Consider the following 15,476-nt stretch of genomic DNA (forward strand, 5'->3'; position numbering starts at 1 on the left):
CCCGAGGGCCTATAGGAAAGCCCCCAGGCATAGGTTGCGCATGTCTAGGTGTGGAAACGCCTTGAATTTGGCGATTTTACGCATAACCCCGAAATCGGTCCGATTTCTGAAAGATCTATGCGCCTTCCAAAGGGCGATTGGGTCCTTTGCGCATCCCTGAGGATGCGCAAACCGTCATCACCGCGGTTCAGCAGGTGGTCTTGCCGCAACTGCGGACATTGGCGATCTTCTGTTGGATGGCTTGGAGACCGATCGCGCCGGAGATCGCCTCGTCACCGATGACATAGGCCGGCGTGCCGGTGACGTTGAGATCGGTGGCGAGCTGATAGGTGGCCTTTACCGAATCATTGTTCGGGCTCTTAGCCATTTCGGCGCGGATTGCCGCCTCGCTGACGCCAAGCGAGGTCGCGACTTCGATCGCGCTGTCTTCGGAGGCGCGGCCATCGGTGCCAAGCAGCGTGTGATGGAATTCGGCATATTTGTCCGGTGCCAGCTTGCGGAAAGCGTCGGAGACCCGGGATGCGGCAACGGAGTCCGGTCCGAGGATCGGGAATTCCTTCAGCACGAAACGCACATTCGGGTCCTGCTTCAGCAGTGCGTCCATGTCGGGGAGTGCATGACGACAATAGGTGCAATTATAATCGAAGAACTCGACGACAGTGACGTTGCCCTTTGGATTGCCGATCGTGACGTCATCCTTGGAATTGAAGATGGCGTCCTTGTTCTGGGCGACTGCCTGGGCAGATTGGGCGAGGCGCTGCTCATCCTGTTTCTTCTCAAGCGCCGCCTGCGCGTCCAAAAGAACTTCCGGATGCTCGACGAGATATTCTTTGATGAACTCCCCGAATTCCTTCTTCTGCTGGTCATCCAGTGCGGCCGCGGGCTGGACCATGGCGAGCGACGCGGCAATGGCGATCGCTGAGGCGGCCAGCAGGGTTTTGGAAAAAAGGGGCATTGGGTCCTCGTTTGAGTAGGTGCTGAGACTCGTCGTCCGGTTCGGGATATCACCGTGAGGTTAAAATCCACAAATCTGTATCGGCAATTTACGGTGCATGCTTATTTCCAGAAACAGGAATTTTCACGACAAAGCCGCAATCGCGGGATTGTGAACAGGCTAATATTGCGGCAATTGTCTGGTTCTAATCCGATCCGAGAAAGAATTGACCTTGTTTTCCCTATCCAAACGCAGCGATGTCGAACCCTTCCACGCCATGGATGTACTGGCTGAGGCGACGCGGCGGCGTCAGGCGGGACATGCCGTGATCTCGATGGCCGTTGGTCAGCCGTCGCATCCCACGCCGCAGGCAGCGCTTGCGGCGTCACGCGAAGCACTCGGTCACGGTCGCATCGGCTACACGGACGCACTCGGCACGCTGGCGCTGAAACAAGCGCTTGCCGGTCATTACCAAGCTCGCCATGGGCTGACGATCGATCCCGCGCAGATCGCGATCACCACCGGTTCGTCGGCCGGCTTCAACCTCGCCTTCCTGACGCTGTTTGACCCCGGCGACAGCGTCGCGATCGCCCGTCCCGGCTACCCAGCCTATCGCAATATTCTCGCTGCCCTCGGGCTCGACGTCCTCGAAGTGCCCGTCACGGCCGAGACGCAATTCACGTTGACGCCGGAAAGTCTGGAGGCGGCGCAAGCCGCGAGCGGCAAGCGACTGAAGGGCGTGCTGCTCGCAAGCCCCGCCAATCCGACCGGTACGGTGACGGGCAGGGCGGCTCTGAAGGCGCTCGCCGATTATTGCGCCGACCGCTCGATCGCCTTCATCTCCGACGAGATCTATCACGGCCTGACTTTCGTCGGCGAGGAGACGAGCGCGCTGGAGCTAACCGACCAAGCGATCGTCATCAATTCCTTCTCGAAATATTATTGCATGACCGGCTGGCGTATCGGTTGGATGGTGCTGCCGGAGCGACTGGTGCGACCGATCGAGCGTGTCGCCCAGAGCCTCTATATCTCGGCGCCGGAACTCTCGCAGATTGCTGCCGCCGCGGCGCTCGGGGCGGGGGCCGAGTTGGACGTCTACCGCGAAAGCTATCGCCGCAACCGCGATTTCCTGATGCGCCGTCTGCCAGAGATCGGCCTCTCCATCGCTTCGCCGATGGACGGCGCTTTCTACGCCTATGTCGATGTCAGCCGTTTCACCAACGACAGCATGGCTTTCGCCCGCAAGATGCTGGCCGAAATCAACGTGGCCGCCACACCCGGCCTCGACTTCGATCCAATCGAAGGACACCGCACGATGCGCATCTCCTATGCCGGCTCGAACGCTGAGATCGAGGAGGCGGTGCAACGCATGGCGGCGTGGCTGAAATAGACTCATAGGATCGGTGGGCGAGCCTCGAAGGACGAGGGCGGATGTGAGAGACAATCCGTCACGGCAACACATTCGGCTACATTGCTGTAACCGGCATCAATCAGCCGCCGCATTACTTGGATCACGTATCTGCCACTCACATTCCTGATCTCACCAAGAGATGTTCTTGTCGCTATTGGTCTCCTTGCCCCTCGCCGAAACTCGCGAGGAGGATGAACCATCGAAGAATGTCGATCATCGACTACGCGCGCTTGTGATCGTCCCAAACAAAAATCCGGCCGCGTTGCCACGGCCGGATTTTGTTTATTTCGTTCCAAACAGCAGCGTTCAGAAGAAACCGCGGCGTTGCCACCAACCGGCCTTCTTCGGCTTGGTCGGCTCGCCATCGGGCTCGCCGCCTTCGCTGGTGCGGGTGGATCTGACCACCGGCTCGGAGGAGGAGACGTTCGACTCACGGTTGGCGCGTACCGGCTTGCCCTCGGCTTCGATCACCTGGCGCTCCGCTGCGGCTACCGGTTCGACGGCAGCGTCGAGATCGGTGGCGATTTCGGCAACTGTTTGGGCCCCCGCGCCAACTGCGGGCACCTCTTCGGCGGCCGGCGCTTCGATGGGTGATGCTTCGGCTTTCGGCTTGCGACGGCTGCGGCTCTTGGTGGGCTTCACCTCTTCGGCGACGACGGCCGCGGTTTCGACCGCTGCCATAGCCGGCTGGCTTTCGACGGCGGCTTCACCTTCAGCGACAGCGATGTCGGCGACGGTCACAGCGGCGTCTTCTTCGCCCTCATTCTCATCGTCAGCGCCTTCGTCATAATCGGCTGCTTCACCGCCGGCGGCCAATTCATTGCCTTCACCGTCGCGATTGCGGCGGCCGCCACGCTTGCCGCGACGGCGGCGCTTGCGCTTCTGCTGGCCATCCTCGGCGGACACGGCAGAGACTTCGCTGCTGCCATTGTCGTCTTCGTCGCCTTCATCCGCGTCCTCGCTTCCATCCTCTCCGGATGCATCGGTGGACTCGGAAGCAGCTTCTACCTGGGTGTCGCTGCCGCGGCCGCGACGGCGGCGACGGCGCTTGCGCTTGCGGCCGCCCTCATTGCTTTCGGAGCGGGCGACGGGCTGCTGCTCGACGCCAGCGGCCTTTTCTTCGAGTTCTTCGTCTTCGTCCTCGTCGGCTTCGATGACGATATCGTCGTCTTCATCCTCCGGAATGGCAGCGAAGTTGAACAGAGATTCAATCTTCACCGGATTTTCCACCGGCTCGCCGCGGTCGATCGCAAAATGCTGAGTACCGACGGCATTGTCCGCGTCGATGACGATGGAGACGCCGAAGCGGTTTTCGTAATCGACGATCGTCTGACGCTTGTGGTTGAGCAGGTAGAGCGCGATGTCCGGCGTCGTGCGCACGGTGATATCGTGCGTCGTGTTCTTCAGCAGATATTCCTCGATGCCGCGCAAAACATGCAGCGCAACGGAGGACTGTGAACGCACATGGCCGGTACCGCCGCAATGCGAGCAGATCTGCGTCGTGCTTTCGAGAACCGAAGCGCGGATGCGCTGGCGCGACATTTCGAGAAGGCCGAAATGCGAAATGCGGCCGACTTGGATGCGGGCGCGATCGTTCTTCAGGCACTCCTTCAGCTTCTTCTCGACGGCGCGGTTGTTGCGCTTTTCTTCCATGTCGATGAAGTCGATGACGATCAGGCCGGCAAGGTCGCGCAGGCGCAGTTGCCGCGCAATTTCTTCCGCCGCTTCCAGGTTGGTCTGGAGTGCTGTGTCTTCGATCGAGTGCTCGCGCGTCGACCGACCGGAGTTAACGTCGATCGAAACCAGCGCTTCCGTCTGGTTCATGATCAGATAGCCGCCAGAGCGCAAGGTCACTTGCGGCTGCAGCATGCGGTCCAGCTGCGCCTCGATGCCGGAACGCGAGAAGATCGGGTGAATGTCGCGATAAGGCTGAACCACCTTGGCGTGGCTCGGCATCAGCATCTTCATGAAGTCTTTCGCTTCACGATAGCCTTCTTCGCCGGCAACGATGATTTCGCTGATGTCCTTGTTGTAGAGGTCACGGATCGACCGCTTGATCAGGCTGCCTTCCTCGTAGACGAGGCAGGGAGCGGTCGAAGCAAGCGTCAGCGTGCGGACGTTTTCCCACAGACGCATCAGATATTCGAAATCGCGCTTGACTTCGACCTTGGTGCGATTGGCGCCAGCGGTGCGCAGGATGACGCCCATGCCTTGCGGCACTTCGAGCATCTTGGCGATTTCCTTGAGGCGCTTGCGGTCCTGCGGATTGGTGATCTTGCGGGAGATGCCGCCCCCGCGCGCCGTGTTTGGCATCAGAACCGAGTAGCGGCCTGCGAGCGAGAGATAGGTGGTGAGCGCTGCACCCTTGTTGCCGCGCTCTTCCTTGGCCACCTGCACCAGCAAAATCTGGCGGCGCTTGATGACTTCCTGGATACGGTACTGTTTGCGCGGCTTGCGCTGGGTACGATCAGGAACCTCTTCCATCGCATCTTCGGCGCCGACGGATTCGATCACTTCTTCTTCCTGGTCGTGATCATCGTCGTCGTCATCGTCGTGACGGCGCTTGGAAACGTCGACGTCTTCGGAAATCGAATCGGTTTCGACCATCGCGGCCATTTCGCCGGACGGGCCTTCTTCCTCTTCGCTGGGAGCGTCGACGGTTGCCGTCGCTTCGACTGCCGGCGCCTCTTCGGCGGAAGCTTCCGCAACCACTTTTTTGCGGCTGCGGCGCGGCTTGGGCTTCTTTGCCGGAGTTTCTTCCTCGGCGGGAGCTGCTACCTCAAGGGCGGGGGCTTCTTCTGCAGCCGCTTCTTCCGTGACGGCGACTTCAGCCTCATCCTTGTGGACGATGCCGATGTCGGGCTGTTCCTGTTGGGAAAGATCGAGCGCGGTTTCGACGTGTTCGACGTCGTCGTCGCGGCGATGTTCTTCGGCTTCCGCTTTCAGGAGCGCCTGCCGGTCGGCCAGTGGGATCTGGTAGTAGTCGGGATGAATTTCGGCAAAGGCCAGGAAACCGTGCCGGTTGCCGCCGTAATCCACGAAGGCGGCCTGCAGCGAGGGCTCAACCCTCGTTACCTTGGCGAGATAGATGTTGCCGCGGATCTGCTTCTTGTGCTGCGACTCGAAGTCAAATTCTTCTATGCGGTTCCCGCGAACGACAACAACACGCGTCTCTTCCTCGTGAGACGCATCGATAAGCATTTTGTCTGCCATGAAAGCTGTGCTCCTCGGCGCCGCCATGCGGAAAGGGGCCGGCCTGTCGCTAAGACAGGCTGGATGCAATCCGCCATTGCTGCACCGGATAATAAAAGTCGCGATTGGTTGTTTTGCGATGACAACAGCCAGACAGCGGCCGGGACATCAGTTCCCCGGGGTCTGTTCACTTCCTGAAAAAGCTGCTGCGGTACCATCCGTAACCAAACGAGATCGACAATGCCTTAGACCCATCAACCGGGTCCGATGAATGTGCTCTCTAAAGAGCGTTTGGTGGCTCTCCACCGATGAACTTCCCGTGCAAAAACCGGAAATTCAGATATCCACTATGGGAGCAGAAGCACCGGAGACGGCGGATGACGGCCGCTTATGGCGCCTATTACTCGAGGCGGCTGCCTTTGCGGCGACTCTATCCCGTCAACACTTCTACCCTCATATTCGTTGTATGTTTTATCTGTCACAATAGCAAGGGGAAAGCCAAGTATGCCATAATATTGATGGATTCGTCGTGTGATGAAGATGCGGGGACGGCGTTTCCGATTCTTCTCCCGGCGCGCCATCACATCGGCACTATCGCATCACCATTGGTTTTCCCGTTATTTTTGGACTTCAAAAACTACGTTGAAATCGATATGGGGCGCAGTGAGCAGTTGTTAAAGGGATTGCGGCATGCGACGGAGAACAGCGTGAGGGCTTTGCGAATTGCAGCAGCGGCCCTCGCAGTGACGGCTCTTTCAATCCTTTCGCCGCTTGTGACGGCAATGGCCGCCGCCGATCCCTTGCTCGCCTATGGTGCGCGTATTGCCGGCGACGATGCCCGCACCCGAATCGTCATCGATATGGATCGCGAGCCGACGTTCTCGGTCCATTATCTCGACAACCCCGTGCGCGTTGTCATCGATCTTCCGGCAACGGCTTTTGGCTTTCCGGCCGCTGATCTGAAGCCGGTCGGCCTCTTCAAGGATATACGCTACGGCACCATGGATGAGGACAGTGCCCGCATCGTGCTGACGGCGGCAAAGCCCGTGAAACTGGTCATGGCCAAGGTGCAGCCCGACGAAAGCGGTAAGGGGCATCGCCTCGTACTCGACGCCGAGATGCTGCCTGCCGAGCAATTTGCGGAGCTGATCAAGCAGCAGAGCTGGACCAACGATGACACCGCAAAGGATGTAGGTCCGGTGGCGCCGATGGAAAAGGCCGATCCAGGCTCCTTTCTCGTGGCTGTCGACGCCGGTCATGGCGGTATCGACGCTGGCGCGACGGCAAGCGACGGGGTCACGCAGGAAAAGGAAATTACGCTCACCTTCGCCAAGCTCCTGGCTGACAAGCTGAATGCCCAGCCCGGCGTCAAGGCCTTTCTGACCCGCGACAAGGACGAATATCTGTCGTTGTCACAGCGGGTGACCATCGCTCGACAGAACCATGCCACGCTGTTCATCTCGCTGCATGCCGACACGCTGAAGCAAAAGGACATCCGAGGCGCCACTGTCTACACGATCTCCGACAAGGCCTCCGATAAGCTCGCAGGCGAAGTTGCCGATCGCGAAAACAATTCCGATCAGCTCGCTGGTGCGGACACGCAGACCCAGCCCGCTGCCGTCGCCGATATTCTGATGGATTTGACGCGGCGCGAGACCCAGGCTTTTTCCATATCGCTGGCGCAGGACGTGTTGACCTCGTTCAACGGCCAGATCTCCATGATCAACAATCCGCATCGCCATGCCGGCTTCCGCGTGCTGCAAGCACCCGACGTTCCATCGATTTTGCTCGAACTTGGCTTCCTTTCGAACAAGGATGATGAGAAGCTGTTGCTCGATCCTGATTGGCGGCAGAAATTGGCCGACCGGCTGACCGAGGCCGTGAAACAATATCGCGTTTCGACCATTGCGAACGGCGGGTGAGGCAAGGGAGATGGGCGCCGTTCGTGTCTTCCATGTAACAGCGATTGCTTATAGGCAGGAACGAAGTGAGGAATACTGGCGGCGGGCCCTATTTTGCTCACATTCGCGCCGTTACAGCAAAGTATTGTTTGCCCGCAGGCGGCATGCACGGCTTTGTGCCGTTGCCGTCTTGCATTAACACCGTGAGCGTGCAAAACGCCCGTGAATGTGCGATGGTCTCGCGCACGCGCCGCATGAAGAAGAAGCACCGGTAGCATCATATGGTCAGACTGATTGGATATTTCTTTGGGCTGGGCTGCATCCTGTTCCTGGGTGCGGCTGCGGCTGCGGCTATTTATCTGAGCGTCGTCTCCAAAGATCTGCCCGACTACGAGGTTCTCGCGAAATATGCGCCGCCGGTGACGACCCGCATTCATGCCGGCAACGGTGCGCTGATGAAGGAATATTCGCGGGAAAACCGCCTGTTCCTGCCGATCCAGGCCATTCCCGACCGCGTCAAGGCCGCTTTCCTCTCAGCAGAAGATAAGAATTTCTATAATCATCCCGGTGTCGATGTCGGTGGCCTGATGCGCGCCGTCGCCGTCAACCTCCAGAACATCGGTTCTGGCCGCAAGTTTGTCGGCGCATCGACCATCACGCAGCAGGTCGCCAAGAATTTCCTGCTTTCAGCCGACCAGACCTTCGACCGCAAGATCAAGGAAGCGATCCTCTCCTTCCGCATCGAGCAGACCTACAGCAAGGACAAGATCCTCGAACTCTATCTCAACGAGATTTATTTCGGCCTCAATTCCTATGGTATCGCCGGTGCTGCGCTCACCTATTTCGACAAGTCGGTGAATGAGCTGACCATTGCCGATTCGGCCTATCTCGCTTCGCTGCCGAAGGGTCCGTCCAACTATAATCCGTTCCGCCATGCCGACGCCGCGATGACCCGCCGCAACTGGGTTATCGACCGCATGGTCGAGAACGGCTATGTCAGCCAAAGCGACGGCGAGGACGCCAAGAAGCAGCCGCTCGGCGTCGTGCCGCCGAAGAACGGCCCGTCGCTTTTCGCCTCGGATTATTTTTCCGAAGAAGTTCGCCGCCAGTTGATCGACCAATACGGCGAGAAGATGCTTTATGAGGGCGGACTTTCGGTACGCACCTCGCTCGATCCGCAAATGCAACTGGAAGCGCGTAAGGCACTGCAGGACGGTCTCGTCGACTATGACGAGCGCCGCGGCTTCCACGGCCCGATCAAGCAGATCGCGACCTCGCAGGACTGGGGTCCGGAGCTCGCCAAGATTCCCACGTTGAGCGATGTGCCGGAATGGCAGTTGGCCGTCGTGCTCTCGGTCTCCGACCAGACGGTCGATATCGGCCTGCAGCCGGATGTCGACGCCGCCGGCAAGGTCGCAGGTGACCGCAAGCGTGGTACGATCGCCGCCGCCGACATGCGCTGGGCCTATCGCTCGGCCAATGCCGGCAAGACGGCGAAATCGCCGAGCGGGGTGCTGAACGCTGGTGATGTGATCTACGTCCAGAAGACCGGCGATGCCGATTCCAGCACCTATCGCCTGCGCCAGCCTCCGAAGGTCCAAGGTGGCCTCGTCGCGATGGACCCGCATACCGGCCGCGTGCTCGCCATGGTCGGCGGTTTCTCCTATGCGCAATCGGAGTTCAACCGCGCCACCCAGGCAAAGCGCCAGCCGGGTTCGTCCTTCAAGCCCTTTGTTTACGCCGCGGCCATGGACAATGGCTATACGCCGGCTTCGGTCATTCTCGACGATCCGCTCCAGATCACGCTCAGCAACGGGCAGGTGTGGAAGCCGGAGAACTATGAAGGCGAGGGCGGCGGTGCCCATACGCTGCGCTTCGCCATCGAGCATTCGCGCAACCTGATGACGGTGCGTCTCGCCGCCGATATGGGCATGCCGCTGGTCGCCGAATATGCCGAACGCTTCGGTATCTACGACCATATGAATCCAGTGCTTGCCATGGCGCTTGGCGCCGGCGAGACGACGGTGCTGCGCATGGTTTCCGCCTACTCGGTCATCGCCAATGGCGGCAAGCAGATCAAGCCGACATTGATCGACCGCATTCAGGACCGTTACGGCGCGACCATCTTCAAGCACGAGGAACGTGTCTGCGACACCTGTAATTTCGGCGACTGGCAGAACCAGGATGAGCCCGTCATCGCCGACAATCGCGAGCAGGTGCTTGATCCGATGACTGCGTATCAGGTCACGTCGATGATGCAGGGCGTCGTCATCCGAGGCACGGCAGCCGGCAAGGTGAAGCTTAATACCGATGTCGCCGGCAAGACCGGCACGACCAATGATGAGAAGGATGCCTGGTTCGTCGGCTTTACGCCGAGCCTCGTCGCCGGCCTCTACATCGGCTACGACACGCCCAATACACTCGGCCGCGGCGCGACCGGCGGCTCGATCGCCGCGCCGATCTTCAATGAGTTCATGCAGGCTGCCACCAAGGATCAGCCGCCGCAGAAGTTCCAGGTCCCGGCAGGCATGAACATGATGGCCGTCAACCGCGCGACCGGCATGGCCGCGCAGCCCGGTGATCCAGACGCCATCATGGAGGCTTTTAAGCCCGGTACCGGCCCGGCCACGACCTACACGGTCATCGGCGGTGGCGATGCGTCGGCGCAGGTCGCGCCCGAGGAAATTCTGAAGACCTCGCCGCAGGCCAACCAGGCGGTCACGTCAGGTGCGGGCGGCCTCTTCTGATCTCATCGGATTTCTCCAATGATCTTGCCGCGGGGCTTTACACTCGCGGCATGTGTAACTATGTCACCAGCACTCTTTGAATCGAACAGTCGTTCATAGCGAACGGCCGAATAAAGAAGCGGGAATATGCGAGCGGAAATCGAGAATGTAGTCGACGAAACCAAGCAGGCCATAAGCCTGCTGAGGAGGCATCTTTGACTGGGATCAGGCGGTAAGACGACTGGACTGGTTGAACAACAAGGCAGAGGACCCGACCCTTTGGAACGATGCCACCGAAGCGCAGAAGCTGATGCGCGAGCGCCAGCAGCTTGATGACGGCATCAACGGCGTGCGCGCTCTTGAGCGTCAGCTTGCCGACAATGTCGAGCTGGTCGAGCTTGGCGAGGAAGAGGGCGATGCCGACGTCGTCCGCGAGGCCGAAGAGGCTCTCAAGGGCTTGAAGGCGGAGGCTGCGCGCCGGCAAGTGGAAGCCATGCTGTCGGGCGAGGCCGATTCCAACGACACCTACCTGGAAGTCCATTCCGGCGCCGGCGGTACCGAGAGCCAGGACTGGGCGAACATGCTGTTGCGCATGTACACCCGTTGGGCAGAGCGTCAGCGCTTCAAGGTGGAACTGCTCGAAGTCCATGACGGCGAAGAAGCTGGCATCAAATCGGCGACGCTTCTGGTCAAGGGCCACAATGCCTATGGCTGGCTGAAGACCGAATCGGGCGTTCACCGCCTGGTGCGCATCTCGCCCTATGACAGCAACGCCCGTCGTCATACCTCCTTCTCGTCGATCTGGGTCTACCCGGTCGTCGACGACTCGATACAGATCGAGATCAATGAAAGCGACTGCCGCATCGACACCTATCGTTCGTCCGGCGCCGGCGGCCAGCACGTCAATACAACGGACTCGGCGGTGCGCATTACGCACATCCCGACCGGTATCGTCGTGCAGTGCCAGCAGGAACGCTCGCAGCACAAAAACCGTGCCAAGGCCTGGGACATGCTGCGCGCTCGCATGTACGAAGCGGAATTGATGAAGCGGGAAGAAGCTGCCAACGCCGAAGCCGCCTCGAAGACCGACATCGGCTGGGGCCATCAGATTCGCTCCTACGTCCTGCAGCCCTATCAGCTCGTCAAGGATCTGCGCACCGGCGTCGCCAGCACAGCCCCGGATGACGTACTCGACGGCGATCTCAGCGAGTTCATGGAAGCAGCCCTCGCCCACCGCATCAGCGGTGCGGCTGATGCGGTCGTGGACGACGTGGATTAAGAGCAGGATCTGTTTGATCGAAAAAGGCCCCGGAGACGGGGCTTTTTTGTTGGCTGAATTCCGCATTGGCGCCGATGCGCCAGCAATCCTCAATCCGAGAACTGCTCCGCCAATATCCGCTCCGACCACGACCTGTCCGGATCCGACAGGATGCGCGCCGTCGTGTCTTCGGTCTGGGCAATCCTGACGCCCACGACCGATTTGACCTCGGTGTTGTCGGCGACGGCGTTGACCGGGCGTTTTCCTGCCTCCAGCACGGTGATGTCGATCGTCACTTTATTGGGCAACAGGGCGCCGCGCCAACGGCGCGGGCGGAAAGCACTGACGGGGGTGATGGCGAGCAGCGGCGCCTCCAGCGGCAGGATGGGGCCGTGGGCGGAAAGATTGTAGGCCGTTGAGCCGGCCGGCGTCGTCACCATCAGCCCGTCGCAGATCAGCTCCGGCAGACGGACATGGCCGTCGATCTCGACCTGAAGCTTCGCCGCCTGATAGGACTGGCGAAACAACGATACTTCGTTGATAGCGAGCGCGACGGATGTGCTGCCGTCTTCGTTGCGCGTGCTCATCTGCAGCGGATGAAAAGCATTTTCGACCGCCGCATCGATGCGTTCTGCCAGGCATTCCGTGCGATAATCGTTCATCAGGAAGCCGATGGAGCCACGATTCATACCATAGACGCGCTTGCCGGAGTTCATCGTATTGTGCAGCGTCTGCAGCATGAAGCCATCGCCGCCGAGCGCAACGACAATATCCGCATCTTCCTGCGGCGTCTGGCCGTAAAGCCGAATCAATTCTTCGCGCGCGGCCTGGGCTTCCGGAGCGCTCGATGCGAGAAAACAAACAGATTGAAAAGCGCGTGACATGCAATGTCCTTTGAATAGCCATACTAGGTAATGATATTCACCCAGTGCGACAAGACGTTTCGCAAAGACTGGTGAATCCGCAGGGATCCTCGATCTTGCGGTACTGAAGCCAAACGGCCGATTTTCCCTTTACAGGAAATGAAAATCTGCTACTTGGCATGCCGATGTGCCCTTGTAGCTCAGTTGGTAGAGCACCTGATTTGTAATCAGGGGGTCCCGGGTTCGAACCCTGGCGGGGGCACCATCAATCTCTTAAATATTTCAATAATTTATGGTTATCCCGCACTGCTCATTGGAGGGCGGGGCACTTGTTTCATGTTGTATTCGGCTTCCCTTGATTTCTGGGCATTCCCCGCGGCGGCGCCGATTCCGTATCTCGGCACGCAACATGTTGCAGCGAGAAAAAACTCTGCCACTCATCCAGCAGCGAGTAACGCGGAATTGGGCCGCGCTACGGCGGCATACCTCTCGGGAGCCATTAGGGCCTCCGCTCGGAGGAAAGGCGATTCACAAATCCCATAGTGATGCGGTGCGCCGGGAGTGTCGAGTGCTAGTCGCAAACGGTCCTGTGCAGCACCACCCGGTGGTGATAGCTGTATCTGTAGTATCTCTCTGTCCAGCACCGGCGACCATAGTCATATCTCGGGCCGTCATAGTAGCCATCGTAGGCGTAGCGTGGCGGGTAATGATAGTACCGTGGTGGCGGCCGATCATAATAGTAGCGAGGCCCGGTCCCGTACTCGAAGTAGATCTGAGAGAATGCCGGCGACGCTGGTAACGCCGTTGCAAGCGCCAGTGCTGCGATTGCGATCTTTTTCATGTCTTCTTCCCATTCGATTTGCACATCCGAGGCATGTTCTCATGCCTCGGATGTTAATACGTCACGAGCGTTGGTTCTGAACATGGACCTAAGTCCCGATCAAATCCGGACTTTGGCCCGATGAGGCGCAAAGATGGCGTTGAGTACTGGTTGGCTTCTAGCGCGCCGCGCAAACTCCTTTGCCCCGTCAACGCCTTGTTGCGCCTCTACGATGAGACGCGAATCGCTGTTGGAAGCGATAGACGTGCGACCAAGATGAACGAGGGAAGTGAAACATGACGGACGCCAAGAGCGGCATCGCAGCCTTAAGGCCACACATAACGGTAATTGGCGTAGGCGGTGGCGGCGGAAATGCGATCAATAACATGATTGCCGAAAATTTGGCGGGTGTAGACTTCATTGCGGCAAACACGGACGCTCAGGTCCTCGCGACATCAAAAGCATCACGCCGCATCCAACTCGGAGCAAATGTAACAGAAGGTCTCGGTGCAGGTTCGCTGCCGGAGGTTGGACGCGCGGCTGCCGAGGAATCGATCGATGAGATCATGGATCATCTGCACGGTTCACACATGTGCTTCGTCACGGCTGGAATGGGCGGCGGAACAGGGACGGGTGCTGCACCGGTGATCGCTCAAGCCGCCCGTTCGGCTGGCATCCTGACCGTGGGCGTCGTCACGAAACCGTTTACCTTCGAGGGCAATCGCCGCATGAAGACAGCGAATCTTGGCATCGAGGCGCTGCAGCAGGCGGCCGATACAGTCATCGTAATTCCCAATCAGAATCTGTTTCACATTGCCGATGCAAAGACCACTTTCGAGGATGCCTTCCTGACTGCCGATCGCGTGCTTTATTCCGGGGTTGGATGCATCACTGATCTCATCGTCAAGGAAGGGCTGATCAACCTTGATTTCGCTGATGTGAAATCGGTCATGCGTGGGATGGGCCGAGCTATGATGGGCACGGGCGAAGCCACTGGCGAAGGCAGGGCAATGAAAGCGGCCGAAGCGGCAATCGCGAACCCCTTGCTGAATGACGTTTCAATGAGAGGTGCCAAGGGTGTTCTAGTCTCGATCTCCGGTGGTTCGGATATGACACTCTTCGAGGTGGACGAGGCAGCGAGCCGCATTCGGGACGAAGTACAAGGTGACGCGGAAATCGTCATCGGTGCAATCTTCGACCCCAACCTTGACGGCAGGTTCCGTCTGTCTGTTGTGGCGACTGGATTGGATGGTCATCGACCCCTGGATCCGATGGACGCCTTCGTTCAGGATTTGGAGCAAAAGCCTACGCTGCAGTAGCACGCGCAATTTTCGACGGCGGCGAGGATGGAATTGGATGTCCAGGCTGCCAGTCTACCGCTTCTGCGGGACGCGACGGCCTTGCGCTACGTGATCCTAAGGCAGCACACATAGCAGCGGTCGGCTTACCACGAAAAAGCCCGGCGCAAGGCCGGGCCTAATGCGTTACCGGCAGATACGCTCTTCCCGAACGACCCTATGGCCGTGATGCCATTCCTTCACGACCTTTGTGAAGCAGTGACGGTGGTGGTAATTCCAGTCGGCACGATCATGATAGTGATGGCGATGGTAATAGGGACCATTGTCGTTCGTAACCACGACCGTGGCGGCCTGGGAGGGAAGGCTTGTGGCTGCAAGAGAGGCGAGGGCGATTGCAGAAGCGATGAAGAACTTGTTCACGGGGGTCTCCGAACATTTTGCTCTTGTACAACGTCTCCGAGGACGTTGATTCAAAGCTAGTCCCCAGGGCATGAACGTCGCCTGACGGTTGCGTTCACGTGAGCTTCATCCGGGTCGCCGCCCTCAATGTAGGCTGGAAGAAGCGCAACTGGGCTGCTGGTGTAGGAAATCAGCGGCAGCGGCATGCTATTGGAAAGCCACTGCCCTTTGAAAAGGTCAGGCCGATCGCTAACATGTGATTCTCGTCATTGCTGAATGTGGGAAGACATGACCGTTAAGCCCAAGAAGCCCAAACTCGAACACTCCGAGCTCTCCGGTGAATTTACCGAGGACGACGTGACCGTACTCGTCGATATCTTCCGTCCGGCGGGCACTCAGGAAGACTGGCGCATGGAAGTCATCACGCCGGAGGAGGATCTCATCGAATGGGAAGAGCCCTTCGCGACGGACCGGGAGGCCTTCGACGAGTTCCTGGCGACGATCGCGCGCGATGGTATCAGAAGTTTCTTTGACGATGCGGACCCCGCGATTCACTAGGCTGCGCTGGCGCATTTGCGAGGTCTATTGACGTCGGCGGGCGCATGCCTGACGCTAAGGATGATGGGCGGACCTCCGACTGAGAATCGGTTGGAGATATGAACATTTACAACTTC

The 15,476-nt window shown here is 59.1% G+C and carries 10 protein-coding genes and 1 tRNA gene; 7 read left to right on the forward strand and 4 right to left on the reverse strand.

Features of this window, described 5'->3' with window-relative positions; translation table 11 throughout:
* Nucleotides 1-187: 187 nt before the first annotated feature.
* Nucleotides 188-955 (reverse strand): DsbA family protein, encoded by a 768-nt coding sequence (locus CCGE525_RS08480; RefSeq protein ID WP_120703894.1) that lies wholly within the window; start codon nt 953-955, stop codon nt 188-190.
* 211 nt (nt 956-1,166) lie between these two features.
* Between CCGE525_RS08480 and CCGE525_RS08485 the strand changes: the two genes are divergently transcribed.
* Entirely contained in the window at nt 1,167-2,324 is a 1,158-nt protein-coding gene (locus tag CCGE525_RS08485) for a pyridoxal phosphate-dependent aminotransferase (protein ID WP_120706328.1), read from the forward strand.
* A 327-nt stretch (nt 2,325-2,651) separates the two neighbouring features.
* Here CCGE525_RS08485 and CCGE525_RS08490 read toward each other — a convergent pair whose 3' ends face one another.
* Complete coding sequence (locus tag CCGE525_RS08490; protein WP_120703895.1) at nt 2,652-5,558, reverse strand: Rne/Rng family ribonuclease; 2,907 nt, start codon at nt 5,556-5,558, stop codon at nt 2,652-2,654.
* Nucleotides 5,559-6,208: 650 nt separating this feature from the next.
* Here CCGE525_RS08490 and CCGE525_RS08495 point away from each other — a divergent pair.
* From CCGE525_RS08495 to prfB, 3 genes are all read left to right on the forward strand, one after another.
* A complete protein-coding gene (locus CCGE525_RS08495) occupies nt 6,209-7,459 on the forward strand; it encodes an N-acetylmuramoyl-L-alanine amidase (protein ID WP_414132388.1) in 1,251 nt (416 codons plus the stop codon).
* A gap of 260 nt (nt 7,460-7,719) precedes the next feature.
* Nucleotides 7,720-10,185 carry a penicillin-binding protein 1A gene (locus CCGE525_RS08500; protein WP_120703896.1) on the forward strand — a complete coding sequence of 822 codons (2,466 nt, stop codon included), beginning with the start codon at nt 7,720-7,722 and terminating at the stop codon, nt 10,183-10,185.
* Between the two features lie 126 nt (nt 10,186-10,311).
* A protein-coding gene (gene prfB / locus CCGE525_RS08505; RefSeq protein ID WP_120703897.1) for a peptide chain release factor 2 occupies nt 10,312-11,443 on the forward strand; the annotation gives its coding sequence in 2 pieces (ribosomal slippage) (nt 10,312-10,380 and nt 10,382-11,443; 1,131 coding nt in all).
* Nucleotides 11,444-11,532: 89 nt separating this feature from the next.
* Here prfB and CCGE525_RS08510 read toward each other — a convergent pair.
* The gene (locus CCGE525_RS08510; RefSeq protein ID WP_120703898.1) at nt 11,533-12,306 is read right to left on the reverse strand and encodes an NAD kinase; all 774 of its coding nucleotides are present in this window, start codon (nt 12,304-12,306) and stop codon (nt 11,533-11,535) included.
* Between the two features lie 168 nt (nt 12,307-12,474).
* Between CCGE525_RS08510 and CCGE525_RS08515 the strand changes: the two genes are divergently transcribed.
* A tRNA-Thr gene (locus CCGE525_RS08515) sits at nt 12,475-12,550 on the forward strand.
* 851 nt (nt 12,551-13,401) lie between these two features.
* On the forward strand, nt 13,402-14,424 hold the full coding sequence (ftsZ, locus tag CCGE525_RS08525) for a cell division protein FtsZ (RefSeq protein ID WP_245472110.1): 1,023 nt from the start codon (nt 13,402-13,404) through the stop codon (nt 14,422-14,424).
* Between the two features lie 165 nt (nt 14,425-14,589).
* On the opposite strand, the gene CCGE525_RS08530 is transcribed toward ftsZ, so the two are convergent.
* Nucleotides 14,590-14,823, reverse strand: coding sequence for a hypothetical protein (locus CCGE525_RS08530; protein WP_120703900.1), 234 nt, complete (start codon nt 14,821-14,823; stop codon nt 14,590-14,592).
* 267 nt (nt 14,824-15,090) lie between these two features.
* On the opposite strand from CCGE525_RS08530, the gene CCGE525_RS08535 reads away from it, so the two are divergent.
* Nucleotides 15,091-15,360, forward strand: coding sequence for a hypothetical protein (locus CCGE525_RS08535; protein ID WP_120703901.1), 270 nt, complete (start codon nt 15,091-15,093; stop codon nt 15,358-15,360).
* Nucleotides 15,361-15,476 lie beyond the last annotated feature (116 nt).

The organism is Rhizobium jaguaris (assembly GCF_003627755.1).
Taxonomy (GTDB): domain Bacteria; phylum Pseudomonadota; class Alphaproteobacteria; order Rhizobiales; family Rhizobiaceae; genus Rhizobium; species Rhizobium jaguaris.

What these genes read in the sequence shown, in the direction of transcription:
- CCGE525_RS08510 (WP_120703898.1), bottom strand. Translation starts at nt 12,306, where the DNA reads ATGTCACGCGCTTTTCAATCTGTTTGTTTTCTCGCATCGAGCGCTCCG.
- CCGE525_RS08500 (WP_120703896.1), top strand. Translation starts at nt 7,720, where the DNA reads ATGGTCAGACTGATTGGATATTTCTTTGGGCTGGGCTGCATCCTGTTC.
- CCGE525_RS08480 (WP_120703894.1), bottom strand. Translation starts at nt 955, where the DNA reads ATGCCCCTTTTTTCCAAAACCCTGCTGGCCGCCTCAGCGATCGCCATT.
- ftsZ (WP_245472110.1), top strand. Translation starts at nt 13,402, where the DNA reads ATGACGGACGCCAAGAGCGGCATCGCAGCCTTAAGGCCACACATAACG.
- CCGE525_RS08535 (WP_120703901.1), top strand. Translation starts at nt 15,091, where the DNA reads ATGACCGTTAAGCCCAAGAAGCCCAAACTCGAACACTCCGAGCTCTCC.
- CCGE525_RS08490 (WP_120703895.1), bottom strand. Translation starts at nt 5,558, where the DNA reads ATGGCAGACAAAATGCTTATCGATGCGTCTCACGAGGAAGAGACGCGT.